Source organism: Microbulbifer guangxiensis (genome assembly GCF_021729075.1).
Classification (GTDB): domain Bacteria; phylum Pseudomonadota; class Gammaproteobacteria; order Pseudomonadales; family Cellvibrionaceae; genus Microbulbifer; species Microbulbifer guangxiensis.
Genome location: NZ_JAJSAQ010000005.1, coordinates 201,172 through 225,729 on the forward strand (window position 1 = coordinate 201,172; position 24,558 = coordinate 225,729).

The following is a 24,558-nucleotide window of genomic DNA, read 5'->3' on the forward strand; positions in this document are numbered from 1 at the left end:
AGTTTTGAATTGAAACTATTCGGGGCAGGCGTCTGGTAACAGTCTGTAACAGTCGGGTAATAATCAGGCAGGGAGGCCCAGCGAGTTAGCTTTTGGTGTCACCGGGGGCCAGCATGTTCCGCAACTACTGTTCTTCACCCCACCCAGACCATCTGCCCCTGGCCATCTGCCCCTGGCCATCTGCTCCTGGCCATCTGCTCCTGGCCATCCGGCGGCGATTGGATGTTGCTGCCTCGCTGTGGAATACTTGCTCTCCGATGTTCCAGCCCTCGCGGCGCAGTATGTACAGATTGCCACTCACAGCAGATTTCCGCGGTCTTTCCGGGCCAACTTTCCTGTTCGGCCTGATGGCCGGTTTCTGGTTCTTTGCTTCTTCGCTCAACCCGCTGCTCCAGTTCGATCGGGAACTGTTCGCCGACGGGCAGATCTGGCGCATGGTGACTGCGCATCTCGTTCACTCCAACACCAGTCATTTCCTTCTGAACAGTGCAGGCCTGGCCTTGCTCTGGATACTGCATGGGATGCACTACCGCCCGCCGGTTTTTCTCGGGTTGGTAGTTTTGATGGCCGTGAGCTGCAGCCTGATGCTGCATTTTTTTACGATCTCAATCGATCAGTACCTGGGCTTATCCGGGGTGCTGCACGGGTTGATTATCTGGGGAGCGTATAAAGATATCCGTGCCGGCATGGTCACTGGTTACCTGCTGTTTGCCGGCGCCTGGATCAAGGTAATCTATGAACAGGTCGCTGGTCCGAGCACGGAAGCAGCGCAGTTGATCGGCATCGATGTCGCCATTGATGCCCACCTCTACGGCGCGCTTGCCGGCAGTTCTGTTGCCGCTTTCTCGGCGGTAGTCGGGCGTTATTTGCCCGTGAAGGGGCCCGCGGGTAAAGATAACGTTGTCGGAGCGTAAAGCGGGTGTCCGCTCCCGGTGCTACCCCGCCCGACGGGATTGGGTGAGCGCCCAAACTGGCGAGGTCACGGCATATCACAAACGACGGGCGATTTAGCGGCTGGAAACTCTCCCAACCCGACCCGCTTCCAACACTCCCGCCAACACATCCTGCTTTTTGCTAAATACACTCGGCCAGCAATTTCATCCCGGCTACGGAGAGCTGGTAGCCGCCGGGGACAATTTCGATCAGCCCCAGTAACTCCATCGACGTCAGCTCCGCCATCAGGCTGCCGGCCTCGAGCCCCGTACTCCGGGCCAGCTGCTCCAGGCTGCGGGCTTCGCCGCCGAGCGCTGCCACAATCCTGCGCTGAGGCCGCGAAATGGAGTCGGGGTGCCCCGACGTCGGCGGGCTGGATGCTGTCGCGGCAACCCGCGAGCTGAGTAGCCCACCAAATTCCTGCGCGATATCTGCAGAGGTCTCCACCAGTGTTGCCCCCTGCCGGATCATGCAGTGACACCCCCTGGCAAGGGGGTTATGGATAGACCCCGGTATGGCGAAGACCTCCCGGTTCTGTTCCGCCGCCAGGCGGGCGGTAATCAGGGAACCGGAGCGCACGGCCGCCTCGACCAGCAAGACCCCGAGAGAGAGACCGCTAATCACCCGGTTGCGTCGCGGGAAATTGGCGGCCTCGGCTCCGGTGCCGAGGGGAAATTCACTGACCAGAGCACCACCCCTCGCAATGATCTCCTCTGCCAGAGCGGCATTACGGCGCGGGTACAGTCGATCCACGCCGGTGCCGAGCACCGCGATCGTGACCCCATCGGAGTCGAGAGCGCCGCGGTGGGCGGCAGCGTCCACGCCGAGTGCGAGCCCCGATGTGATAGCAAAACCACCGGCAGCCAGATCCCGGCTGAAGGCGCGCGCATTGTCGAGCCCGGCGCTGCTGGCGCGGCGAGCGCCCACGACTGCGATCTGGGGCAGGCCCAGGGCGTCGATATTGCCGCGCACATAGACAAGTGGCGGCGGCCGGGAGATCTCTTTCAGCAGCGGAGGGTAGTCATCGCTCTGCACGCAAAGCAGCTTGACCCCGAGGGCATCGCAACGGGCGCGCTCGTCGTTCACCCATCGCATCAGTTCACTGTCGTCACCGGATGCCCGCCAGCCTTGCCATTGCTGCCGTGCACGCTCAGGGAGCTTCTGCAACAGGTTCGCGGGCAACTGCTCGAGTGCGTCGAGGGGGGAAGGGAAGTGTTGCAGCAGTTGCCAGTAACGAGCAGGCCCCATGCCTTCCAGTCGCATCAGGGCCAGAGTCGCGGTGAGCGCATCCATGCATCTGCACCTCGGGAGAGTGGTTGTGGGTGAGGGCCGGAGGCCCTCACCCTACGGGATCAGGGGTTGCGGACCAGGTCCATGACTTCCAGCGGGCGATCCGCCTCCAGGACCAGAGCCAGGCTCATTTTCTCGAAGGTGCGGAACACCATCATGATGCCGGCGCGCTCGTCGGGGAGCTTGACCTCGTCGCGCTCGATGCGATCACGCACCACGGCGCCGCGCTTGTAGATGGCCAGCACATTACCCGGCGCGATGCCCTCGCGCAGGCCGCGGTTAATGGCAACAACATCAAACTTGCCAATCTGGGTGACCCCCTCTTCGACGCCCATGATGACGCCATCGATGACGACGGAGGGCGCACTGGGCTGGAAGAAGGCTTCGATGGCCCGCTCCTCGGCCGGCAGCAACCGGTCTTCCAGGCGAATCTCGCGGGAAGTGCGGGTCACGTGCATGGTGGCAATGGCGAAATCCTGGCGGCGATCCGGGTCCAGCTGGTAAAGATCCACGGAGCCCACATCCAGTGCCTGCATGCCCAGCACCTCGCCGGTATAGGGATCACTGTAGAGATCACCGGGACGATAGATGCCGTAGGAAGCCAGCGGCTCGCGGAAATCGCCGCGGGCGTACAGTTTTTCCCCGGCGCCCATCAGGATGCGCTGATCGGCACCGGAAATGACATAGGGAGTGCCCTCAAAGGCATCGGGTGCCACGATCCGGGTGCGGGACAGGAAGGCGTTGATGGCATCCAGCGGCAGCGGCGGGATGGCATCGTCGATGGGCTCGCGCCGCACCTCCGGAGTCAGACGGCTGGCGTCGCCGACCGGGGACAGTTTGTAGGCCTGGGGGCCACGCTCGAGCTGCAGCTGCGGCTGGCCCGCAACGTAAACCAGCCGCAGGCGATCACCCGGGAAGATCAGGTGCGGATTCTCCACCTGTGGATTTACCTGCCAGATCTCCGGCCAGTACCAGGGCTGGGTCAGAAAGCGCCCGGAGATGTCCCAGAGGGTATCGCCCTTCTGGACAACATAGACATCGGGGTGGTCGGGGTTGAGGCGAACGTCATCCTGCGCGTGAAGGCCGACGGCCGCCACGAGGAGCGCGGCAACCAGAATAATTTTTCTCATGTAAGCATTCCTATGCTCTTTATCGCTATAATTCACAGCGCCGGGCCACGGCCAGAGTGGCGGGAGACCCGAAGAGCACCGGCGCGAGACCGGCAGATAAAGGGCTCCCTGCGGCAAATATCGAGCGCGATCATTATGTTATCAGCGCAAGTTCCACGATTACTAGAAGTTTGTCACAGGTGTTATGGCCAAGCTCGAGATCCTAGAATTTCCCGATCCGCGCCTGCGTGAGGTCGCCAAGCCCGTCGATCAGGTAACCGACGAGCTGCGTACGCTGGTGGATGACATGTTTGAAACCATGTACGACGCGCCGGGTGTGGGCCTTGCCGCCACGCAGATCAACGTACATAAACGCATTGTGGTCATTGACGTTTCCGAAGACCAGAGCGAACCGCTGGTCTTTATCAATCCGGAAATCGAAGTGCTCGACGAGGAGCACCACCAGTACGACGAAGGCTGCCTGTCCGTGCCCGGTTTTTATGAAACCGTCGAGCGGCCCCGCCGCGTCCGCGTCAAGGCACTGGACCGCGGTGGCGAGCCGTTTGCCATGGAAGCGGAGGGCCTGCTGGCAGTCTGCATCCAGCATGAGGTAGACCATCTGAACGGCAAGCTTTTCGTGGACTACATTTCCCCGCTGAAGCGCAACCGCATCCGCTCCAAGCTGGAAAAAGCCCACCGCCAGCGCGCCTGACAGGGCAACCAGCCCCCGTCATTCCGATGAAACGACCGCCGGCACCCACCGGCGGTCTGCGTTTATATGAGAACCATGCCTGAATCACTCAAGATCATTTTCGCCGGCACCCCGGATTTTGCTGCCGCGCATCTGCAGGCACTGCTGGACAGCCAACACGAAGTCATCGCCGTATATACCCAGCCCGACAGGCCCGCCGGCCGGGGTAAGAAATTATTGCCGAGCCCGGTCAAGGCCGTCGCATTGCAGCACGATGTGCCAGTCTACCAACCCCAGAGCCTACGCGACGCCGAAGCGCAGGCCGGGCTGCGGCAACTCGGTGCCGACATTATGGTGGTGGTCGCTTACGGACTGATCCTGCCCCAGGCGGTGCTCGATACGCCGCGACTGGGCTGCGTCAATGTACACGCCTCGCTGCTGCCGCGCTGGCGCGGTGCCGCGCCGATCCAGCGCGCCATCGAGGCGGGCGATCCGGAAAGCGGTGTCGCCATCATGCAGATGGAAGCCGGGCTCGATACGGGGCCGGTGCTGGTTGAGCGTCGCTGTCCTATCAGTCCCACCGAGACCGGCGGCAGCCTCCATGACAAACTTGCCGAGCTGGGCAGGCCGGCATTGTTGCAGGCACTGCAAGAACTTGCCGCCGGCACCGCTTCACTGGAGATTCAGGATGACAGCCGCGCCAATTACGCGGCCAAGATTTCCAAGGATGAGGCCCGGATCGACTGGCAGCGCCCGGCAGTGGAAATCGAGCGCAGTATCCGCGCCTTCAATCCCTTCCCGGTATGCTGGACCACCCTGCCAGGCAAGGGGGATCAGCGACTGCGCGTCTATCGCGCGCGCCTGGAACGCGGCTGTCACAGCGAAACGCCGGGAACCATCATCGCAGCTGATGAGGAGGGGATCCTGGTCGCCTGCGGTCGTGAGGCGTTGCGGCTGCAGCAACTGCAGTTGCCGGGGAAAAAAATCCTGTCAGCGGATGAGCTGCTGCGGGGACACGGACAGCTCCTGGCACCGGGCACCCGGCTGGGATCCTGACTGATGACGTGGTGAAAACGAGCCGATGGCCATGAATGACAAACCCCGCACCGACGTCCGGGCGGCCGCTGCCCGAGTGCTGGCTGAATTGCTTCAGTCCCGCGGCTCGCTGGCGCGACTGCTGCCGGCGGCAGACCAGTCAGTGCCAGAGCGGGACCGCGGCCTGTTGCGGGAGCTCTGTTATGGTACGGCCCGGACGGCGCCGCGCCTACAGCTCATTGCAGACAAGCTTTTACGCAAGCCTCCGGCGGACATTGAAGTGCGTGCCCTGATCCTGCTCGGTCTGTATCAGCTGGAATTCACCCGCATTCCGGATCATGCCGCCATCTCCGCCACTGTCAATGCGGCCCGCAGCCTCGGACTCGATCGTGCCACCGGCGTGATCAACGGCGTCTTACGCAATGCCCTGCGCAATCGGGAGACACTGCAACGCAAGCTCTCCGGCAACCCCCAGTTCAGCTCCATGCATCCCGCCTGGCTGCAGCAGGCCATCAAGGGTGCATGGGGAACGGGCGCAGCAGATATTTTTCGCGCCAACAACACCAATCCACCCATGACTCTGCGGGTAAATGCGCGCCACCACAGCCGCGACGACTATCTGTCGGAGCTGCAGGCTGCGGCGCTCCCGGCCACCCCCTGCCCGATTTCCCCCGCGGGCATCACCCTCCAGACGCCCTGCGCCGTGGAGTCTCTCCCGGGCTTTACCGAGGGACGGGTCAGTGTGCAGGATGAATCGGCACAACTGGCGGCGCTGATACTGGCACCTCAAGAAGGTGAGCGGGTGCTGGATGCCTGTGCCGCCCCGGGCGGCAAAACCTGCCATCTGTTGGAACAGGCCCCCGGCATCCACCTCAGTGCCCTCGATATCGACGAGGATCGCCTCGATCGTATCTCAGACAACCTCGCCCGCGGCGGACTGGAGGCCGAACTGATCTGTGCTGATGCCATTGCGGTCGATGCCTGGTGGGATGGTGAGCCATTTGATCGCATCCTGCTGGACGCCCCGTGCTCTGCCACCGGTGTAATCCGCCGCAACCCCGATATCAAGCTGTTGCGGCGCGCGGAGGACATCCCCGCGCTTGCGGACCTGCAGAGCCAGCTGCTGCGTACCCAGTGGCAGCTGTTGAAGCCCGGTGGCACGCTCCTGTATGCCACCTGTTCGATCCTGCCAGCAGAAAACAGCGAGGTGGTGGCGCGCTTCATTGCGGATACCCCGGATGCGCGCGACAATACACCGGAATTGCTGTTTGACAGGGAATGGGGCCTGGACCAGCCGGCTGGCCGGCAGTTGTTTCCGGCAGCGGACGGCGGGGACGGCTTTTACTACGCCCTGCTACAGAAGTCGTAGGCTGATGCCCCGGCCACAGCGCCTGCGGCCAAAAAAATAAAGGCAGCTGTTTTCAGCTATGAAAATTGTCATTCTCGGCGCGGGCCAGGTGGGTGGTTCCCTGGCGGAGAGCCTCGCCTCCGAACGCAACGACATCGTGCTCATCGACAGCGATGAAAAGACGCTGCGCGAATTGCGCGACCGTATCGATATCGGTGTCGTGGTCGGCCATGCCTCCCACCCCGATATACTGCTGGAGGCGGGTATCGAGGATGCGGACATTCTCGTCGCCGTCACCAACAATGACGAGACCAACATGGCGGCCTGCCAGATCGCGCACTCCCTGTTCCGGGTGCCGACCAAGATCGCCCGCGTTCGCGCAGCCTCTTACCTGCAGTACCCGCAGCTTTTTGATCCTGGCGCCATTCCCATCGATGTCCTGATCAGCCCGGAACAGCTGGTATCCGAATATATTGCCCGCCTGATGGAAAATCCCGGTGCGTTGCAGGTGCTGGATTTTGCCGACGGCCGTGTCCAGCTGGTAGCGGTCCGCGCAGTACAGGGCGGGCCCCTGGTGGGTCACCAGCTGCGCTACCTGCGCCAGCACATGCCCAAGGTAGATACCCGTGTGGCCGCCATCTACCGTCGCAACAGTCCCATCATTCCCCAGGGCGATACTGTCATCGAGGCCGGTGACGAGGTGTTTTTCATTGCCGCCCGCGCCGATATCCGCGCGGTGATGAGTGAATTGCGTCGCCTCGAGCAGGGCTACAAGCGGGTGACCATAGCCGGCGGTGGCAATATCGGCCTGCGCCTGGCCCATAAACTGGAAAACCGCTACTCGGTCAAAATTATCGAGCAGAGCCATGAGCGCTGCATCTTTCTGTCGGAGGAGTTATCCAATTCGATCATCCTCCATGGCAGTGCCTCGGACCAGGACCTGCTGCTGGAAGAAAACATCGAGGACACCGATGTATTCCTCGCCCTCACCAACGACGATGAGGCGAACATCATGTCATCGCTGCTGGCCAAGCGCCTGGGCGCGCGCAAGGTGATGACACTGATCAACAACCGTGCCTACGTGGACCTGGTACAGGGTGGCGAAATCGATATCGCCATCTCGCCGCAGCAAAACACCATCGGCAGCCTGCTCACCCATGTGCGCCGCGGTGATATGGTGAATGTGCATTCGCTGCGTCGCGGGGCGGCGGAGGCCATTGAAGTCATCGCCCACGGTGACCAGCGAACCTCTAAAGTGGTTGGCCGCAAGATTGAGGATATCGACCTGCCCGAGGGGGCCGCCATCGGAGCCATCGTGCGCGAAACCGACCATGGCAGTGAGGTGCTCATCGCCCATGATGATGTCGTTGTACAGACGGACGATCACGTGATCGTCTTCCTGGTCGACCGCCGCCATACCCGCCACGTGGAGCAGCTGTTCCAGGTGGGCTTCAGTTTCTTCTGACAACAGGCTGGCAAGCGCCGATGCGGATAGCAGTAATTGCGCGAATTTTCGGGATACTCCTCACGGTGTTCAGCCTGACACTGCTGCCGCCTATCGGCGTATCCCTGTGGTACCAGGATGGCACCCACACTGCGTTCTCTGCCGCATTCGTCATTACCCTGGTCACGGGCCTGTTCATGTGGCTGCCGGTGCATGACCTGCGACAGGACCTGCGCACCCGGGACGGCTTTGTGGTGACATCCCTGTTCTGGCTGGTGCTCGGCAGTTTCGGCTCGTTGCCGCTGATCATCAGCCCCCAGCCGGACCTCAGTATCACCGACTCGATTTTTGAAGGCATTTCCGGCCTGACCACGACCGGTGCCACGGTAATTACCGGCCTCGACAGTCTGCCACCGGCGATCCTCTATTACCGTCAGCAATTGCAGTGGTTCGGTGGGATCGGCGTGATTGTAATCGCCCTGGCCATCCTGCCAATGCTCGGTATCGGTGGTATGCAGCTCTACAAGGCGGAAACACCGGGGCCCGTGAAAGATACCAAGTTGACGCCGCGGATTGCCGAAACTGCGCGGGCACTGTTTGTCATCTACATCACCCTCACCGTGCTCTGCGGAATCGGTTATTGGTGGGCGGGCATGACCGTATTCGATGCCGTGGGCCATGCATTTTCCACCGTGGCCAACGGCGGCTTCTCCACCCACGACGCCAGCATGGGCTTCTATGCCAACAACCATGCCATCATGGCAATCTGTATCGTGTTCATGTTCACTGCCGCCATCAACTTCGGCCTGCATTTCTTTGCCTTCCGCAACCGCACCCTGTCCCATTACTGGAAAGATTCTGAATTCCGCTTCTGGGTGACGTTGACTTTCTTTGCGGCAGTGCTGATCAGCTTCTATTTATGGAGCCAGGGAATTTTCAGTGCCGGCAGCAGCTTACTGCATGGTGTTTTCCAGGTAGTCTCGATCGGTACCACGGCTGGTTTCGCCTCTGAAAACTTTTCCGCCTGGCCAGCTTTCCTGCCCTATGTGCTGTTGATGCTCGGAATACTTGGTGCCTGTGCCGGCTCCACCTGCGGGGGTATCAAAGCGGTGCGCGGCATGCTGATCATGAAGTCCGGTATGCGCGAGCTGAACCGGCTGGTTCATGCCAATGCGGTAGTACCGATCAAGGTGAATAAAAAAATCGTCCCCGAGCGGGTGACCGATGCGGTCTGGGGATTTTTTGCCGTTTATATTTTGTCGTTTTTCGTGCTGACGATCATTGTGATGGCCACCGGTGAAAATTTTGTGACTTCATTTTCCACGGTCGCCTCCTGCCTGAGTAATATCGGTCCGGCGCTGGGGGATGCGGCGGCACACTATGGTGAAGTGAATGAGGTCGCCAAGTGGTTCCTGATTCTCGCCATGCTGATGGGGCGGCTGGAAATCTTCACCCTGCTGGTGCTGTTGACTCCCGCATTCTGGCGACACTGATCGGCCGAGGGGAATAATCCTCAGCTTTATTCAAAGGTATCGTGCGTACCGACAATGATCTGGAAATAACGCGGCAAGAAGGTCACCAGAACCCAGATTTCCAGCAGACAGCCCAGGGCACTCACCGCCATGATGGACTGGCCAAAGAAATTACCACTGGGTGCGTAGTGGGGTGTCCACTCCAGGGCGACCTGCTGCGAAAAGCCGAGGCCCAGGACCAGGAATGCCACAGCGGTAGCGAGTTTGGGCACCAGTTTCGGCACGACCTTGAATGGCCGTTTTAACCAGGCCATCAGCACCGGAAACACGCTGAGCTGCAGGGCATAGCGAATCACCACTAGCCAGACAAACAGGGTCAGCACAGAGCTCAGGTGCCAGACCAGGGGCATCAGGCAGAGAACAAACAGTTTGTCCGCCACCGGATCCAGCAGTGCGCCCACATGGCTGTGCCAGTGGAAGCGCCGTGCCAGGCGCCCGTCGAAAAAATCCGTCAGCGCACCGATGATGAAAGCGGCCAGTGCCGCTTCAGCCTGCTCGGCCAGAGACAGCCAGATAATTACCGGGATCAGCAGGATACGCAGGGTGGACAGCGCGTTCGGCAGGTGACGCCAGATTGTCGGGGTTTCTGTTTCGGTCATTTTGTTTCAGTCGCGCCAGCCGGCGCCGGGGGAGCTGTTTTCATGTGGCAAGGTCTACTTGGCATCCTGGTATTTACCGCCATTCCGGTTCTCCTGAGCGAGAATCGCCGCGCCATTTCGCCGCGGATGATCATCGCCTGCCTGTTACTTCAGTTTGCCATCGCCTGGATCATGCTCAAGGTCACCTGGGTGCAGACTGCACTCCTCGGCCTCAACAGTGCGGTCAAGACGCTGGAACAGGCTGCCCTCGCCGGCAGCAGTTACATGTTCGGCTACCTGGGCGGTGCCGACCTCCCGTTCGTCGCGGACGGACCCGGTAGCCCTTTTATCATCGCCTTCCAGGTACTGCCCATTGTACTGGTGATGAGCGCCCTGTCCGCCATCCTGTTCTACTGGGGAGTATTGCAGAAGGTGATTGGTGGCCTCGGCTTCCTGCTGCAGAAAGCCCTGCGGCTCGATGGCCTGCAGACGTTCAGTGTCGCGTCCAGTGTGTTTTTCGGCATCGTCGAAGCGCCGCTGCTGGTACGCCCCTACTTCCAGTCCATGTCCCGGTCCACGCTGTTCCTGCTGATCACGGCCGCCATGTCCACGGTGGCGGGCACAGTAATGGTGCTCTATGCCAGCCAGCTGGAGGGGATCGTCGCCAACCCGGCCGGCCATATCCTCGTGGCATCATTGATCAGCATGCCGGCGGCAGTGCTGTTCGCCCAGCTGTGGGTGCCGCCGGCCGATCGCCTGGAGCACCACATACCCGGGGTACAGAGCGAGGCCCAGAGCACCCTCGATGCTCTGGTGCGAGGGACCGAGGACGGGGTCAAACTGCTGCTGAACATTATCGGCATGATCGTGGTGCTGTTCGCCCTGATCTACCTGGTCAATGCGCTGCTCGGGGCGGTTTTCGGGGAGGGGATCAGCCTCGAGTACCTGGCATCCATCCTGTTCCACCCGGTGGTCTGGCTGATGGGTGTGGACCCGGCCGATATCCCCCAGGCCGCAGAGCTGATGAGTATCAAGCTGATCTTCAACGAGTTCGTGGCCTACCAGAAAATGGCGGAACTGGGCCCCGCGGCCATGTCGCCGCAAAGCTACCTGATACTGGTCTACGGGATCTGCGGCTTTGCCAACTTTGCCAGCCTTGGCCTGGTGGTGGGGACCATTTCCACCATCGTGCCCGGGCGAACGGCCGAGGTGGCCTACCTGGCCACGCGCGCACTGTTTGCCGGCCTGCTGGCTACCTGCATGACGGGCACGGTGGTCGGGCTGCTGGGTTTACACGGTTAGAAGCCGGACCGACATGGTCAGGCTTTGCGGTAGAGCCGGGTTTTCCCCTCCGGCCCGCGGCGGAACCGCTTGTACTCCCATTGGTACTGCTCCGGCGCCTCGGCGATGCAGGCCTCGACGCCGCGGTTCATGGCCGCGAGGGAGACTTTCTGCTCATCGCTGTAGATGGCCTGCTCCGCGGGCAGGAAAACCAGCTCGAAACCGTCCTTCAGGCGTTTGCCGAAACCGAACACACAGCGCGCTTTGGTGCGCTTGAGCAGATTGTGGGCCAGGGTCATGGTCAGCGCGGGCTTGCCAAAAAACGGCGCAAAGTCCCCGCCCGTAGTATCCGGCTCCTGGTCCGGGAGCACCATGACGATGTCACCGTTTTTCAATGCTTTCAGCAGTGCGCGTACCCCATGCACATTGGTGGGGACCATCTGCGTGCCGGTGACCTCGCGGCCTGAGCGGATGATCGGGTCCAGGGCAGCGATCTTCGGCGGCGCGTAAAGTGCAATCGAGGGACCGAGGGTAGCCAGGTACATTCCGAAGATTTCCCAGTTACCGGTATGGGGCATCAACACCAGTACCCCCTGCCCCTCGTCGACCCCGTCGCTGAGCAGCTGCTGGTTGCGGACCCGCAGGATCTGGTCTTCGCTGCGACTCCAGGGCTGGCGCCACAGGGTCGCCACTTCGAAGCCGGTCATCGCTGTGTGCACGACACTGCGGCGGGCCAACTGCTCTCTCTCGGCCGGATCCATACCCGGATAGCAGAGCTCCAGGTTGATCCGGGTCACCCGCAGGCTTTCCCCCCGGAACAGGACCGCCAGCCAGCCGAATACCCGCCCGAGACGGCGCGACCAGCGCAACGGCAGTCTACCCACCAGTTTCAGTGCAGTGGCAGCCAGTGCCCCTTTGATATCCAATGCCAAAACTTCCTATACAAACTTGCGCCGCAGCACACCGCGCACGGGTTCCCGGGCAATTCCCGCCGGGGGCGCCTTTAGTGCGTAACCTGCTGCCGCTATAATTGCGTCCCTTTGCCGCGCCCAGAGTCGTGTGGCAGACCGAAACCATCACAGCCGGAGATAGCGGTGTCCAAGCAATACGACCTCAGCACCTTCCAGGGCCTGATTTTTGCCCTGCAGGATTACTGGGCGCGCCAGGGGTGCGTCATTTTACAGCCTCTGGATATGGAAGTGGGCGCCGGCACCTTCCACCCGGCCACCTTTCTCCGCGCCATCGGCCCCGAGACCTGGAACGCCGCCTACGTGCAGCCCTGCCGTCGCCCCACCGATGGCCGCTACGGGGAAAACCCCAACCGCCTGCAGCACTACTATCAGTACCAGGTGGTCCTCAAGCCCTCGCCGGACAATATCCAGGAACTGTACCTGGACAGCCTGCGCGCCATGGGTGTGGACCCGGCCGTGCATGATATCCGCTTTGTGGAGGACAACTGGGAATCTCCCACCCTCGGCGCCTGGGGCCTCGGCTGGGAAGTATGGCTGAACGGGATGGAGGTTACCCAGTTCACCTACTTCCAGCAGGTGGGCGGACTGGAGTGCTTCCCGGTCACCGGCGAGATCACCTACGGACTCGAGCGGATCGCCATGTACCTGCAGGGCGTTGAATCCATCTATGACCTGGTGTGGACCCGCAATCCGGATGGCAGCCCAGTCACCTATGGCGACGTGTTCCACCAGAACGAGGTGGAGATGTCCCACTACAACTTCGAGCACGCGGATGTGGAGTTCCTGTTCAATACCTTCGACCACTGTGAGCGCGAGAGCCAGCGGCTGATCGAACTGGGGCTGCCCCTGCCCGCCTACGAGCAGGTGATGAAGGCATCCCACGCTTTCAACCTGCTGGACGCCCGCCACGCCATCTCCGTCACCGAGCGCCAGCGCTATATCCTGCGCGTGCGCACCCTGGCCCGGGCCGTGGCCCAGGCCTACTACGACGCGCGCCGCGCCCTCGGCTTCCCGCTGGCAGCAGAGGAACTCAAGGCCGATATCCTGGCCGAACAGGCGACAGCAGAAGCCAAGCAAGAGGAGAAGCAGTAATGGCGCAGGATTTTCTGGTTGAACTCGGCACCGAGGAGCTGCCGCCGACAGCACTGCGCACCCTGATGGAGGCATTTGCCGACGGTATCGCCCAGGGCTTGAAAGCCGCGGAACTGGAATATGGTGACCTCAAGGCTTATGCCGCCCCGCGTCGCCTGGCTGTTGCCGTTTCCGGTCTGGCCGAGAAGCAGCAGGACAAGCAGGTCGAGAAGCTCGGCCCCGCAGTGCAGGCCGCGTTCGACAAGGACGGCAAGCCGTCCAGGGCTGCCGAGGGCTTTGCGCGCAGTAATGGCGTCACCGTGGAGCAGCTGTCCCGCAAGGACACCGACAAGGGTGAGCGCCTGGCGTTCATCAGTGAGCAGAAAGGTGCCGCAACCGACACCCTGCTGCCGGGTATCGTCGACAAGGCGCTGGCACAACTGCCGATCCCCAAACGCATGCGCTGGGGTGCGCGCCGTGAGGAATTCGTGCGCCCGGTACACTGGCTGCTGATGCTGTTCGGTAACCGCGTCGTCGACGGTGAGGTACTGGGCCTGAAAGCCGGCAACACCACCCGCGGCCACCGCTTCCACTGCAACCGCGAGCTGGAGATTCACTCCGCCCAGGATTATGTACAGCAGCTGCGCGACCCGGGCTATGTGGTCGCCGACTTTGCCGAGCGCCGTGAGATGATCCTCGAGCAGGTCACTGCCGAGGCCCACAATGTCAACGGCGAGGCCGTGATCGATGACGATCTGCTGGACGAAGTGACCGCGCTGGTGGAGTGGCCGGTGGCCCTGACCGGCCGCTTCGAGGAACGTTTCCTCGAGGTACCCGCAGAAGCCCTGATCTCTTCCATGAAAGAGCACCAGAAGTATTTCCACGTGGTGGATGGCGACGGCCAGCTTCTGCCCTTCTTTATTACCGTGTCCAACATCGAGAGCCAGGATCCGGCCCAGGTAATCCATGGCAACGAGCGCGTCATCCGTCCGCGCCTCTCCGATGCCGCTTTCTTCTTTGAGACTGACAAGAAGACCAGCCTCGAGACCCGTCGTGAAAAACTCAAGCAGGTCATTTTCCAGCAGAAGCTGGGCACGGTGTACGACAAGACCGAGCGGCTGGCGCGGCTGGCCCCGGCCATTGCCAGGATGATTGGTGCGGACGAGGCCCAGGCGGAGCGCGCCGCGACCCTGTGCAAATCCGATCTGGTCACCGAAATGGTGTTCGAGTTTGCCGACATGCAGGGCATTGCCGGCTACTACTACGCGGAAAACGACGGCGAAGCCCTCGACGTGGCGAAAGCCATGTACGAACAGTACATGCCCAAGTTCGCCGGTGATGAGCTGCCGAAGAGCGATATCGGTACCGTTATCGCCCTCGCCGACCGCCTGGATACCCTGGTGGGTATCTTCGGAATCGGCCAGCCCCCCAGCGGTTCCCGCGACCCGTTTGCCCTGCGCCGCGCCAGCCTGGGCATCATCCGCCTGCTGGTGGAAAAGAACCTGGACCTGGACCTGCGCGCACTGCTGGAACAGGCCCGTGACCAGTATCCGCGCACTGCTCTCGGTGAATACAACATGGTTGTCGACCAGACACTGGCCTATGTACTGGAGCGTTTCCGCGCCCGCTACGAGGACCAGGGTGTCCCGGCAGAGGTATTCATGGCAGTGGCTGCACGTCACCTGTCCCAGCCGCTGGATATCGACAACCGCGTGCAGGCGGTTTACGCCTTCAGCCAGCTGGCAGAGGCCCAGGCACTGGCGGCCGCCAACAAGCGGGTATCCAATATCCTGGCCAAGCTAGAGGGCGCGGCACCGAGCAAGGTGGACGAGAGCCTGCTGCAGGAGGATGCCGAGAAAGCTCTGTACCGTGCAGTGAACGACGCCCGCACCCAGGTGGCACCGATCTATGCCGAGCGGCGCTACACCGAGGGCCTGGCGGGCCTCGCCGGTATGCGGGAGACGGTGGATAGTTTCTTCGACCATGTCATGGTGATGTGCGACGACGAGGCCCTGCGCAACAACCGCCTGGCGCTGCTGGCCCAGTTGCGCGCCCTGTTCCTGGAAGTTGCCGACATTTCCCTGCTGGCACCGGCCAAGTAAGCCGCCATGTCAGTCATCCTGCTGGACCGGGACGGGGTGATCAATCACGAACCGGCGGGGGGCGTAACCTCCGCCGACGCGTGGGATCCCCTGCCGGGCAGCATCGAGGCGATCGCCGCGCTCAGCCGGGCCGGCTACCAGCTCGTGATCGCCACCAACCAACCGGGTCTGGCCCGGGGTGAGTTCGACCTGGACGACCTGGAAGCCATGCACGCCAAGATGCGGGCGCTGGTGGAGGATGCCGGCGGTGAGATCGCAGCCATCTTCTACTGCCCGCACGGACCTGACGATGGCTGTCGATGTCGCAAACCGGCCACCGGTATGCTCGACGCCATCGAGGCGGAATTCGATACCAGCCTGCACGACTGTTATTTCGTCGGAGACCGTCTTCGCGACCTGCAGGCAGCGGTGGCCAAGGGCTGCAAGCCGGTGTTGGTACGCACAGGTCAGGGGGAAGCCACGCTTCGGTCCCTGCTGGAATCGCCAGATGCGGCGCTCGCCGAAACCACCGTGTTTGATGATCTGGCGGCGTTCTCACAATTTGTCCTGCTGTAGGACGGTGTAGAGGTCGAGGATTCGGTCTGGCCAGCCGTTGAGCCCCAACGGAACGGGGTCGATTCGAATTCTTCGATGCATAGGCCCCTCAGGGGCCTTCCCGCAGCACCCCATCGCACACTACCCCGCTACCGTTCGCCATATGCACTGCGTAGTCGCGCGCGCCATAAGCCACCACCGCCCTGTGGCCGTTGATGACACTTGGCAGATAGCGGCGGCCAGGTTTGGGACAACCGAGGCTGCTGTCCTCCCAGCGCACAGCCTCGACGGACTGCAGCCGCAACTGCTCCTGGGGAACACCGACATAATCCGACACAATGCGCAGCGCCAGCTCTCCCGCCGCACGGGACGCGGGGCTTTCCGCCTCAGAGGCACTTGTCCTGGCTGCCAGCAGGCTCAAGAAGAGACAAAGCGCCAAGATAGGGATCAGTATTCGGAGCATTGTGCACACCTCTGCGTCATGGGCTTTTAATCTTCGATGTTCTAGCCTGGCCCCAGTGCGAACGCCAAACTGAAGTGTCACGCTGATGTTCAAGGGGCCGGGCAGTCAGGACGAAAAGACCTGCGCTCTCTGCCACCTTTTTCTAGCACCGGCGATTGGCGTGGCACCGATTAGACCGGAGCGTTACTAGTAAGCATAACCATCCGCAGCTTGCGCCACCGGATCGTCCTCAATCCCGGTTGGCCGGCGACTACCGCCCTACAGAAACATCGCACCGGCCAACCCCAGGGTTTTTCAGAAATAATTTTCAGCACTACCTGCCCAGTGCCCTCAGAATTCCAGAAGGGGTAAAAGAGGAGACAGAGCGGAATCGGGTAGAGCCCCATTCCCATCGCCAACTTTTTTCGACAGACCCGTGTCCGCGACCAGCATGATTACCACCAGACACTCGAACACAAAGATTGCAGGAACAATGATCGCCGCACCCGGGATGGTTTTCCCGGCTCTCTCAATGACGACGTCAATGTTCGCCAAATTCGTCACGGCTGCAGAGATGAATAGAAAGGCAAGCAGTAGCCGCCGAAAAGATCACTGTACCGCCGCAGGTTGGAAGAATGCTTCGTGGCGTCAGCGCCCCCGGCTGTTTGTGTTAGAGGTTCAGGTTGCTGCCGTCGTCTATTGCTACTGGCTACTGGTTGTTCCCCCTGAACCGACGCAGCTTAGAAACTTTTTTGGCAATATTTACAGCGACTTCATGCCCAGGTGCGCAGTCCAATCACCCCGTAATACAGCAGGTAAACCATAACGCTTCCGTGCAGGACAGCCCCAAGGGTGGAATGCCAGTAAGCCACCCGGTTCATCGCAACATTGCGCGCTCGATAGACCGTGTACAGCCCGGTCACAGAAAACACCGCAAACAGGACTGTGGCGGCCATGATGGCGACAGCGATCGAACTTGGCCTTGCCAGTATGACGATCGGGTCCGTATTAATGGCAACAGCCAGCAGCGCCACTGTCGTAATGATGCAGAGACTGCTCAGTAGTGGCCACATACGTACCTGTGTTGGCAGCCCGGCAGGAATTGCCTGGCGCAGGCGCCGGATTCCCCAGATCGGGAAAAACAGCAGCGAACTGGCCATATAACCGATCCATGCGCCGCCTGTACCCAGCAGACCAAAGACCGAGGCCGCGCTCACCGGCTGGTAGGTGCGAGACTCGACCTGCAGTACTTTACCCGCCAGCGGGTCACTGGCAATCGCGAGACCGGCCTGGTTAATGTCCCCCGGCCGGAACAGGCCCTCACTGACCGGGTAGTAGTATTCAGGATCTCCACCCAGCAGGGGTTTGCTGGCGATGCGGCCCTCGTCCACCGAAACCGATTCGATACCGAGGATCCGCCAGGCAAAATAGGGGGTCTGCTGGCGGGGATTGATGGGCATGTAGAAGCCTTCGATCTCCCCGGCATCGACGGCCAACGCAGTTTTCTGCTTCAGCGGTGGAGGGGTCAGGTTGCGGGTCTCGTAGGCGCGCACCAACCTGGAAATTTCCCGAAGTGCGGCAGTGTTATCGGCATTGATCATGATGGCGTGGCCGGTTTTTGCTTCGGGCAAATAAGCCAGGACACTCCGTCCCCCCCTGACGGCGCCCCGGTGCGCCCGGTAGACCCAGTGCTCGTAAACGGAAGAATAATTACTGAGGCCATAGCCCAGCTCCAGCCCCGCCCTGGCGCCATTGGTGCTGGTACTGCGCTCCATGCGAGCCAGCGACTCCGGCGACAGCAGCGCCTGCCCATCGACACGACCGCGATTGACAAAGAATGTGACAAACCTCGACATGTCGGCTGGCGATACATTGATCGCACCTGAGGAGCGCAGTGAGATGTGCCAGTAACTTTGCGGTTCATTCTTCACGTATAACGTGGCGCCATGCTGCATCACATCGTCGGTCAGGCGATAGGTCACCGTTTCCATTCCCAGCGGGCGAAAAAATTGTTCCGCCACATACTCTTCAAAGTCCTGGCCTGTCACCTTCTGCACGATATAGGCGGCCACGGGCGGGCCCGCATTGCAATAGGCCATGCGGGTGCCGGGCTTCCAGCGCGACTTGCGCGAATGGGGATGAAAGTCCAGCCCCTGCTTGAGGCTGTAGGCCGGTTCGTTTTGGGCAAATTGTGGCAAGTGAATATCGTCCCATCCCGTCGTATGTTCGAGCAGGTGCACGATACGAATCGGATGAGTATCCTCCCAGGGATTCTCGTAGGCAATTTCCGGTGCCAAATCCGACAGCTTGTCGTCCAGAGACAGCCGTCCCTCCTCTACCAGCTTCAATACCGACAGGGACACGAACATCTTTGATGTCGAGCCAATGCGGTACATCGTATCCGCATCCGCAGCAGTTCCCTCTGCGATGTTGGCCTTGCCCAGAGACCCCACCCAGACAGGACCGCTCTCGTCGACCATGGCAACGCCCACCGCCGGCACCTGGTGCCGCTCCATGACGTCCCTGATAGCGCTTTTGAGTTCAGTCAGCGTTGAGGGCTTGTTACCGGTGTCGGCGGCGAAAGTGAAGGCAGCGGTGAGCAAAAGTCCAGCCAAGGTGACGGTCAACCCGAGCAATCGAAGCATTCTGCAGAACTCCCCTGTTCTTTATCGTTGCGTACTTCCTGTTGGCCTGAATGCTCACGCCGGAAACGATTTTCACGGACAAAGTAAAAGGCCAGCCCCGTGGTGGCACTGGCTGCACGGGAACCAACATCACCTCCCTTGATATCACAACGCCGGGGCGAGGGCACAGAACAGCTCGGCTTTATGGATCTTTTCTGGCGTCATTTTCTGCCTGTGGTTATCGTCTGGGCTCGAAAGTTGCCTGCTGCCCACTTTGCACAGTCTGGTTTTCGGGGATTGGCGTTGAGACAAAGTTCTGGCCGCACCATCATTGCCCCGGTAACGGGGATAACGGTGTCGGCCGGAGACTCCGGAGAGAGGAGTGAGAGGGGAAAAAATGAGAGGAGAGAAAAACTGCTGCTAAAGTTTTTCGCCCCACAGATCATATTCGTCAGCATGGGTAACCCGCACGCGCACCTTGTCTCCGGGCTGCAGTGATTGCTCGCCATTCAGGTAGACCATCCCATCGATCTCCGGTGCGTCTGCCCAGCTGCGGCCGATGGCCCCTTCTTCATCGACTTCGTCGATCAGCACTTCGATCTCACGTCCGATCTTGCGCTGCAGACGCGCGGCGCTGATCTGTTGCTGGTGTGCCATAAAGCGCTCCCAGCGATCCTGCTTCACATCCTCCGGTACCGGGTCGGCGAGTGCATTCGCCGGTGCTCCGTCCACCGGGGAGTACTTGAAGCAGCCAACCCGGTCGAGCTGGGCCTCGCTCAGCCAGTCGAGCAGGTACTGGAAATCCTCCTCGGTCTCGCCGGGGAAGCCAACGATGAAGGTAGAGCGGATGGTCAGGTCGGGGCAGATTTCCCGCCACTTTTTGATTCGGGCCAGTGTCCGGTCCTCGAATGCGGGGCGTTTCATGGCCTTGAGAATTTTCGGCGCCGCATGCTGGAACGGGATATCCAGATACGGCAGCAACTTGCCCTCGGCCATCAGTGGGATGACGTCATCCACGTTCGGGTACGGGTAAACGTAATGCAGGCGCACCCATACGCCCATGGAAGACAGTGCCTCACAGAGCTCCAGCATGCGGGTCTTCACCGGGCGGCCATCCCAGAAATCCAGTTTGTATTTCAGGTCCACGCCATAGGCACTGGTGTCCTGCGAGATCACCAGCAGCTCTTTCACACCGGCGTTGACCAGCCGCTCCGCCTCTCCGAGCACTTCACCCACCGGGCGGCTCACCAGCTTGCCGCGCATGCTGGGAATGATGCAGAAACTGCAGGAGTGGTTGCAGCCTTCAGAAATTTTGAGATAGGCGTAGTGGCGCGGCGTCAGTTTTATGCCCTGCGGCGGCACCAGGTCGACGAACGGGTCGTGCTCGGCCTGGGGTGGAACCACTTCATGGACGGCATTCACCACCTGCTCATACTGCTGCGGGCCGGTCACCGACAGCACACTGGGGTGGGTCTCGCGGATGGCGTCTTCCTCGACCCCCATACAACCGGTGACGATAACCTTGCCGTTTTCGTGCAGAGCCTCACCGATGGCGTCGAGAGACTCCTGCTTGGCGCTGTCGATAAAACCGCAGGTGTTGACCACCACAACATCGGCATCCTCGTAAGATGGAACAACCTGGTAACCCTCCATGCGCAACTGGGTGAGGATGCGCTCAGAATCCACGGTCGCTTTCGGGCAACCGAGTGAAACGAATCCCACTTTGCCGGGCTGACCGGTATGCCGGCTTTGCTCGATCATCTCCGGCAGGTCTTTCTCGCGCATATGTTCTCCCTGGCTGCCACGGGGGCGTCTTTGATAGCGTGGTTAAAAAGCGGGCAATTTTAGCGGTCGACGGCAGGCTTGCCTAGCATTTGAAATAGGCCCACAGTCACGTGCCGGATCGCACTCCGCGGTGGGCAGGACTGCGACAAATTTTCCCTTCTGGAGCCTGTCTTGACAGACATCATTCTAAACCGCGGTGCCGAGCGCCGCCTCAGGCGTGGCCACCTGTGGATTTACAGCAATGAGGTTGACACCAGGCGCTCGCCCCTGAAGGGCATAGAACCCGGCAGCCAGTGCGCTGTTACTGATAGCCAGGGCAAGCCGTTGGGCACCGCTTTCGTGAATCCAGCACAATTGATCTGCGGGCGTCTGGTATCTCGACGCGGCCCGCTTGACCGGCAGCTGCTGGAGAAGCGACTGCGTGAGGCCCTGAACCTGCGCGAGCGGTATTTTCCCCACCCCAGTTATCGCCTTGTGTATGGGGATTCTGACTGGCTGCCGGGACTGGTGGTGGATCGGTTCGTTGACGTCCTTGTGGTGCAGGTCAGTAACTGGGGAATGGAGCGGTTACTGCCAGAGGTGATCGATATTCTCGACCAGCTGGTGCAGCCCAGCGGTATCCTGGTCCGCAATGACCACCAGGGCCGCTCGGTGGAAGAGATGCCACAGGTCAATGAAGTGATAAAAGGGAAGGTTGCGGAGCTGATACCGTTCGAAGAAAACGGTGTACCCCTGCTAGCACCCGTGCATCGTGGTCAAAAAACCGGTTGGTTCTACGATCACCGTGAGAATCGGGCTCTGCTGAATCGGTGGGTAAAACACAAGCGGGTGCTGGACCTGTTCTCCTATGCCGGAGGCTGGGGCGTACAGGCCCTCGTCCATGGTGCTGCGCACGCCACCTGTGTTGATGCCTCACAGCAGGCACTGGACTGGTGCCGCGCCAACGGCGAGCACAACCGGGCCAGCGATCGCCTGGAGACCGTGCGCGGCAAGGCGGTGGATGTCCTGAAGGAAATGGTCTCCGCCGGACAGCGCTATGACGTGGTCATCCTCGATCCGCCCGCGTTCATCAAGCGGCGCAAGGATCACAAGGCAGGCCTGGCCGCCTATCGCCATATCAATGAGCTTGCCATGCAATTGCTGGCGCCGGCCGGGTTGTTAGTGAGTGCTTCCTGCTCGATGCACCTCGGCGCCGATGAGCTGGCGGACTGCGTTCGCGGTGCCTCACGCAAGCTTGACCGCGACGCCTCAATTCTTGCCAGCGGCTACCAGGGGGCAGATCATCCCGTGCATCCCGCAATTCCCGAGACCCGCTACCTCAAAGCGCACTTCGTACACCTGCGCTGAGCAGTCGCAGCGCTCGCTGCCAGGCACAGGTCAGGAGACAAAAAAGCCGCGGCAATGCCGCGGCTTTTTGCTGGCTGTTTGAATAACGGCCGGGTCAATCAGAACGCGTAGCGCATGCCGACGATGGCTGTGCGCGGCTTGTTGGCTCTGGCACCGTCAGGGTCACGGCTGATGATCGCCTGCTCGTCGATCAGGTTGTCGATCTTGAAGTAACCACTCAGCGACTGGCTGAAGTCATAGTGGGCGGCGGCATCGACAACCCACAGTGACTCGGTGCGATCCATGACATCGCTGCCGACACGGTTGCAGCGCGTATTGATACACATCTCGTCCTGGTAGGCAGCCGTGAGGTTGAGGCGCCACTCGGCACCGCTGTCGATACCGGTGCTTACCGCGAACACATTCTCCGGCACGTAGGCCAGGTTGTCCCCGGCCACAACTTCTCCGCCGTCGGCATTGCTGGTCGTCTCGGCATCGGTATAGGTATAGGTTGCCCGCAGCGGGATGGCCCAGCCGTTAGCTAGTGCCCACTCACTACCGATGGTTGCTTCGAGGCCCTTGATCTCCGCCTCCCCCAGACTGTAGGTGCCACTGTCAGCACCGTCGGGGCAGTTCACCGCAATGGTGCAGTTCTGCACGGTATTTTCATAGTCACTGAAGAAGGCGATGACATCGCCATTCAGAATTCCGTTGTCGAATCGCGCGCCCCACTCGTAATTGGTGGAGAGCTCGGCACCGACACCGTCTTCCGAGCCGGCACCGGGAGGGGCAAAGCCACGATGTACACCGGCGAGCAGGGTCCATTGCCCATCGAGTTCGTATACGACACCCACGCCTGGCAGCCACTCATCGACGGAGTTGCTGCGAGAGCTGCCTACCAGATCGCGAGCAACATCGTCGTAACGCTGCTGGGAGGTATCCACATCCTCGTAGCGCAAGGCAGCGGTCAGCGTCAGCTTCTCCGTCAGGCCCATTTGGTCGTAAATGAAGAGCGCGGTGGCATCTGCTTTCTCGACGCGGTTGTTGCTGCCGGTAGGCAATTCCTTTTCGACGAACACTAGCTGTCCATCCACCTGATCGAAGGTTTCCACTGGCTGAAAGCGGTCCACTTCGTCCCAGTGGCGGCGAACCCCTATATTCAGGTCGTGGGAAATCCCACCAGTAGCAATCTGCCAGTCAGCGCTGATCTGCACACCGCGGGAATCGTACTTGCGGTTATTGTGTTTCAGCTCGATACCGGCATAGTCGGCATCACCATCCAGAACAGCCTGGGCGAAACTGTCACCGCTGTTGGCGGCGTCCAGTAGCCCGCCGACATTGTCGGTCTTGAACCAGTCCCGCTTGAACTCGTTCATGTAAGCCTGGGAGTGCAGGGCGAAACTGTCGCTCAATTCAATGCTGTGATTCAACTGCACCGTGCTGTGGCGATTCTGCATTTCATCCTGTGCGGTAAGGCCATAGCGACGGTTGGGGTCGACGTCAAAATCTGCGTCAGTGAGACCTAGGTAGCTCATGCCGGACAGTTCTTCGGAATACTGCAGCTTCACATCCAGTTGTTGCTGGTATGTGGCTGTGGCGTCGCTCTTGAGGCGGCCTTTGACCAGGTAATCTTCTTTCTGGATGTCGGCACTGCCGGCACGGTCGATTTGCCGGAAGCCATCAGCATACTGCTGGTGTGTTTCCACCAACCAGCCGGTGGTTTCTGTCACGTCGCCGTAATAGGTATGCAGGCGATTCTCGCCGTTTTCGCCCGCTTCCACTTTCACGACACCCGCCGCAGTCTCCGGAATCGGGGTACTGAGCAGATTGACGGCACCACCGACAGTGAAGGGACCGTACTGCAGCGATGACGGGCCCTTCAGAACCTCGATACCACTCAGGCGTCCGGTCGTCGGGAAGTAGTAGGCAGAAGGTGCCGCATACGGCGCCGGCGCGGCCAGCACTCCATCTTCCATCAGCGAGATCTTGCTGGAGCGGCCGCTGCCGGAGCCGCGAATACCGATATTCGGACGCAGGCCATACCCATCTTCTTCGCGCAGGTACACCCCCGGCACCGAGCGAACGATACGGTTGATATCGGCAAACTCAAATTTCGCCAGGTCTTCCGCATCGATCACATGGGCTGATCCCGGCAGGCGTTCGGCTTCACTGCTGTCACCGATGACGGCCAGGGTTTCCAATCGGTCGGGTTGTTCTTCAGCCAGCACGGGAGCGGCAGCCACAGTCGCCAGAGCCAGGGCGAGTGGCGAGAGAACAAAGCGGGTCATACATCCTCCGGGGGAACAGACGACAGTCTTATTAATCGTGTTGGAAATGAGAATGATTGTATTTTAGCAGTGCTTTTATTTTTTGCAGCATTTTTTTGCTTTATATGATGTCGATGTCCTGCCCCGGTCGGTAGATTACGGGTCTCGCCAGTGCCGGACTAGCATGTGCGCAGG

19 protein-coding genes are annotated in these 24,558 nt (G+C 60.8%); 11 read left to right on the forward strand and 8 right to left on the reverse strand.

The window, feature by feature from the left end:
- Nucleotides 1–113 precede the first annotated feature (113 nt).
- The gene (gene rrtA / locus LVD12_RS12805; RefSeq protein WP_237068120.1) at nucleotides 114–914 is read left to right on the forward strand and encodes a rhombosortase; all 801 of its coding nucleotides are present in this window, start codon (nucleotides 114–116) and stop codon (nucleotides 912–914) included.
- A gap of 160 nt (nucleotides 915–1,074) precedes the next feature.
- On the opposite strand, the gene dprA is transcribed toward rrtA, so the two are convergent.
- Both dprA and LVD12_RS12815 read right to left on the reverse strand, forming a co-directional pair.
- Complete coding sequence (dprA, locus tag LVD12_RS12810) at nucleotides 1,075–2,226, reverse strand: DNA-processing protein DprA (protein WP_237068121.1); 1,152 nt, start codon at nucleotides 2,224–2,226, stop codon at nucleotides 1,075–1,077.
- A gap of 59 nt (nucleotides 2,227–2,285) precedes the next feature.
- Nucleotides 2,286–3,353 (reverse strand): LysM peptidoglycan-binding domain-containing protein, encoded by a 1,068-nt coding sequence (locus tag LVD12_RS12815; protein ID WP_237068122.1) that lies wholly within the window; start codon nucleotides 3,351–3,353, stop codon nucleotides 2,286–2,288.
- A gap of 184 nt (nucleotides 3,354–3,537) precedes the next feature.
- Here LVD12_RS12815 and def point away from each other — a divergent pair, with 184 nt between their 5' ends.
- The 5 genes from def to LVD12_RS12840 all read left to right on the forward strand — a co-directional run bounded on the left by def (nucleotide 3,538) and on the right by LVD12_RS12840 (nucleotide 9,343).
- The gene (gene def, locus LVD12_RS12820) at nucleotides 3,538–4,044 is read left to right on the forward strand and encodes a peptide deformylase (protein WP_237068123.1); all 507 of its coding nucleotides are present in this window, start codon (nucleotides 3,538–3,540) and stop codon (nucleotides 4,042–4,044) included.
- A 75-nt stretch (nucleotides 4,045–4,119) separates the two neighbouring features.
- On the forward strand, nucleotides 4,120–5,079 hold the full coding sequence (gene fmt, locus LVD12_RS12825; protein WP_237068124.1) for a methionyl-tRNA formyltransferase: 960 nt from the start codon (nucleotides 4,120–4,122) through the stop codon (nucleotides 5,077–5,079).
- Nucleotides 5,080–5,110: 31 nt separating this feature from the next.
- Nucleotides 5,111–6,427: a 16S rRNA (cytosine(967)-C(5))-methyltransferase RsmB gene (gene rsmB, locus LVD12_RS12830; RefSeq protein ID WP_237068125.1), complete on the forward strand. Its 1,317-nt coding sequence runs from the start codon at nucleotides 5,111–5,113 to the stop codon at nucleotides 6,425–6,427.
- A gap of 58 nt (nucleotides 6,428–6,485) precedes the next feature.
- Nucleotides 6,486–7,871: a Trk system potassium transporter TrkA gene (gene trkA / locus LVD12_RS12835; RefSeq protein WP_237068126.1), complete on the forward strand. Its 1,386-nt coding sequence runs from the start codon at nucleotides 6,486–6,488 to the stop codon at nucleotides 7,869–7,871.
- Nucleotides 7,872–7,891: 20 nt separating this feature from the next.
- The gene (locus LVD12_RS12840; RefSeq protein ID WP_237068127.1) at nucleotides 7,892–9,343 is read left to right on the forward strand and encodes a TrkH family potassium uptake protein; all 1,452 of its coding nucleotides are present in this window, start codon (nucleotides 7,892–7,894) and stop codon (nucleotides 9,341–9,343) included.
- A 26-nt stretch (nucleotides 9,344–9,369) separates the two neighbouring features.
- Here the strand turns inward: LVD12_RS12840 and LVD12_RS12845 are convergent, their stop codons facing one another.
- Nucleotides 9,370–9,981, reverse strand: coding sequence for a CDP-alcohol phosphatidyltransferase family protein (locus LVD12_RS12845; protein ID WP_237068128.1), 612 nt, complete (start codon nucleotides 9,979–9,981; stop codon nucleotides 9,370–9,372).
- A gap of 42 nt (nucleotides 9,982–10,023) precedes the next feature.
- Here LVD12_RS12845 and LVD12_RS12850 point away from each other — a divergent pair, with 42 nt between their 5' ends.
- The gene (locus LVD12_RS12850) at nucleotides 10,024–11,262 is read left to right on the forward strand and encodes a NupC/NupG family nucleoside CNT transporter (RefSeq protein WP_237068129.1); all 1,239 of its coding nucleotides are present in this window, start codon (nucleotides 10,024–10,026) and stop codon (nucleotides 11,260–11,262) included.
- A 17-nt stretch (nucleotides 11,263–11,279) separates the two neighbouring features.
- On the opposite strand, the gene LVD12_RS12855 is transcribed toward LVD12_RS12850, so the two are convergent.
- Nucleotides 11,280–12,167: a lysophospholipid acyltransferase family protein gene (locus LVD12_RS12855; protein ID WP_237068130.1), complete on the reverse strand. Its 888-nt coding sequence runs from the start codon at nucleotides 12,165–12,167 to the stop codon at nucleotides 11,280–11,282.
- A gap of 168 nt (nucleotides 12,168–12,335) precedes the next feature.
- Between LVD12_RS12855 and glyQ the strand changes: the two genes are divergently transcribed.
- The 3 genes from glyQ to gmhB are packed head-to-tail and all read left to right on the forward strand — an operon-like array spanning nucleotide 12,336 to nucleotide 15,940.
- On the forward strand, nucleotides 12,336–13,304 hold the full coding sequence (gene glyQ, locus LVD12_RS12860) for a glycine--tRNA ligase subunit alpha (RefSeq protein ID WP_237068131.1): 969 nt from the start codon (nucleotides 12,336–12,338) through the stop codon (nucleotides 13,302–13,304).
- A complete protein-coding gene (gene glyS / locus LVD12_RS12865) occupies nucleotides 13,304–15,385 on the forward strand; it encodes a glycine--tRNA ligase subunit beta (protein WP_237068132.1) in 2,082 nt (693 codons plus the stop codon). Before glyQ ends, glyS begins: the two co-directional genes overlap by 1 nt.
- 6 nt (nucleotides 15,386–15,391) lie before the next feature.
- Nucleotides 15,392–15,940 (forward strand): D-glycero-beta-D-manno-heptose 1,7-bisphosphate 7-phosphatase, encoded by a 549-nt coding sequence (gene gmhB / locus LVD12_RS12870; RefSeq protein WP_237068133.1) that lies wholly within the window; start codon nucleotides 15,392–15,394, stop codon nucleotides 15,938–15,940.
- Between the two features lie 88 nt (nucleotides 15,941–16,028).
- Here the strand turns inward: gmhB and LVD12_RS12875 are convergent, their stop codons facing one another.
- The 3 genes from LVD12_RS12875 to rimO all read right to left on the reverse strand — a co-directional run bounded on the left by LVD12_RS12875 (nucleotide 16,029) and on the right by rimO (nucleotide 20,746).
- Nucleotides 16,029–16,382, reverse strand: coding sequence for a DUF8738 domain-containing protein (locus LVD12_RS12875; RefSeq protein WP_237068134.1), 354 nt, complete (start codon nucleotides 16,380–16,382; stop codon nucleotides 16,029–16,031).
- Nucleotides 16,383–17,134: 752 nt separating this feature from the next.
- Nucleotides 17,135–19,006, reverse strand: a complete 1,872-nt coding sequence (locus tag LVD12_RS12880; protein WP_237068135.1) for a serine hydrolase domain-containing protein — start codon at nucleotides 19,004–19,006, stop codon at nucleotides 17,135–17,137.
- A 399-nt stretch (nucleotides 19,007–19,405) separates the two neighbouring features.
- Nucleotides 19,406–20,746, reverse strand: coding sequence for a 30S ribosomal protein S12 methylthiotransferase RimO (rimO, locus tag LVD12_RS12885; protein WP_237068201.1), 1,341 nt, complete (start codon nucleotides 20,744–20,746; stop codon nucleotides 19,406–19,408).
- A gap of 195 nt (nucleotides 20,747–20,941) precedes the next feature.
- Here rimO and LVD12_RS12890 point away from each other — a divergent pair, with 195 nt between their 5' ends.
- Nucleotides 20,942–22,117: a class I SAM-dependent rRNA methyltransferase gene (locus LVD12_RS12890; RefSeq protein ID WP_237068136.1), complete on the forward strand. Its 1,176-nt coding sequence runs from the start codon at nucleotides 20,942–20,944 to the stop codon at nucleotides 22,115–22,117.
- Between the two features lie 98 nt (nucleotides 22,118–22,215).
- Here LVD12_RS12890 and LVD12_RS12895 read toward each other — a convergent pair whose 3' ends face one another.
- Complete coding sequence (locus tag LVD12_RS12895; RefSeq protein WP_237068137.1) at nucleotides 22,216–24,384, reverse strand: TonB-dependent receptor family protein; 2,169 nt, start codon at nucleotides 24,382–24,384, stop codon at nucleotides 22,216–22,218.
- Nucleotides 24,385–24,558 lie beyond the last annotated feature (174 nt).

What these genes read in the sequence shown, in the direction of transcription:
- rrtA (WP_237068120.1), top strand. Translation starts at nt 114, where the DNA reads ATGTTCCGCAACTACTGTTCTTCACCCCACCCAGACCATCTGCCCCTG.
- dprA (WP_237068121.1), bottom strand. Translation starts at nt 2,226, where the DNA reads ATGGATGCGCTCACCGCGACTCTGGCCCTGATGCGACTGGAAGGCATG.
- LVD12_RS12815 (WP_237068122.1), bottom strand. Translation starts at nt 3,353, where the DNA reads ATGAGAAAAATTATTCTGGTTGCCGCGCTCCTCGTGGCGGCCGTCGGC.
- def (WP_237068123.1), top strand. Translation starts at nt 3,538, where the DNA reads ATGGCCAAGCTCGAGATCCTAGAATTTCCCGATCCGCGCCTGCGTGAG.
- fmt (WP_237068124.1), top strand. Translation starts at nt 4,120, where the DNA reads ATGCCTGAATCACTCAAGATCATTTTCGCCGGCACCCCGGATTTTGCT.
- rsmB (WP_237068125.1), top strand. Translation starts at nt 5,111, where the DNA reads ATGAATGACAAACCCCGCACCGACGTCCGGGCGGCCGCTGCCCGAGTG.
- trkA (WP_237068126.1), top strand. Translation starts at nt 6,486, where the DNA reads ATGAAAATTGTCATTCTCGGCGCGGGCCAGGTGGGTGGTTCCCTGGCG.
- LVD12_RS12840 (WP_237068127.1), top strand. Translation starts at nt 7,892, where the DNA reads ATGCGGATAGCAGTAATTGCGCGAATTTTCGGGATACTCCTCACGGTG.
- LVD12_RS12845 (WP_237068128.1), bottom strand. Translation starts at nt 9,981, where the DNA reads ATGACCGAAACAGAAACCCCGACAATCTGGCGTCACCTGCCGAACGCG.
- LVD12_RS12850 (WP_237068129.1), top strand. Translation starts at nt 10,024, where the DNA reads ATGTGGCAAGGTCTACTTGGCATCCTGGTATTTACCGCCATTCCGGTT.
- glyS (WP_237068132.1), top strand. Translation starts at nt 13,304, where the DNA reads ATGGCGCAGGATTTTCTGGTTGAACTCGGCACCGAGGAGCTGCCGCCG.
- gmhB (WP_237068133.1), top strand. Translation starts at nt 15,392, where the DNA reads ATGTCAGTCATCCTGCTGGACCGGGACGGGGTGATCAATCACGAACCG.
- LVD12_RS12875 (WP_237068134.1), bottom strand. Translation starts at nt 16,382, where the DNA reads ATGCTCCGAATACTGATCCCTATCTTGGCGCTTTGTCTCTTCTTGAGC.
- LVD12_RS12880 (WP_237068135.1), bottom strand. Translation starts at nt 19,006, where the DNA reads ATGCTTCGATTGCTCGGGTTGACCGTCACCTTGGCTGGACTTTTGCTC.
- rimO (WP_237068201.1), bottom strand. Translation starts at nt 20,746, where the DNA reads ATGATCGAGCAAAGCCGGCATACCGGTCAGCCCGGCAAAGTGGGATTC.
- LVD12_RS12895 (WP_237068137.1), bottom strand. Translation starts at nt 24,384, where the DNA reads ATGACCCGCTTTGTTCTCTCGCCACTCGCCCTGGCTCTGGCGACTGTG.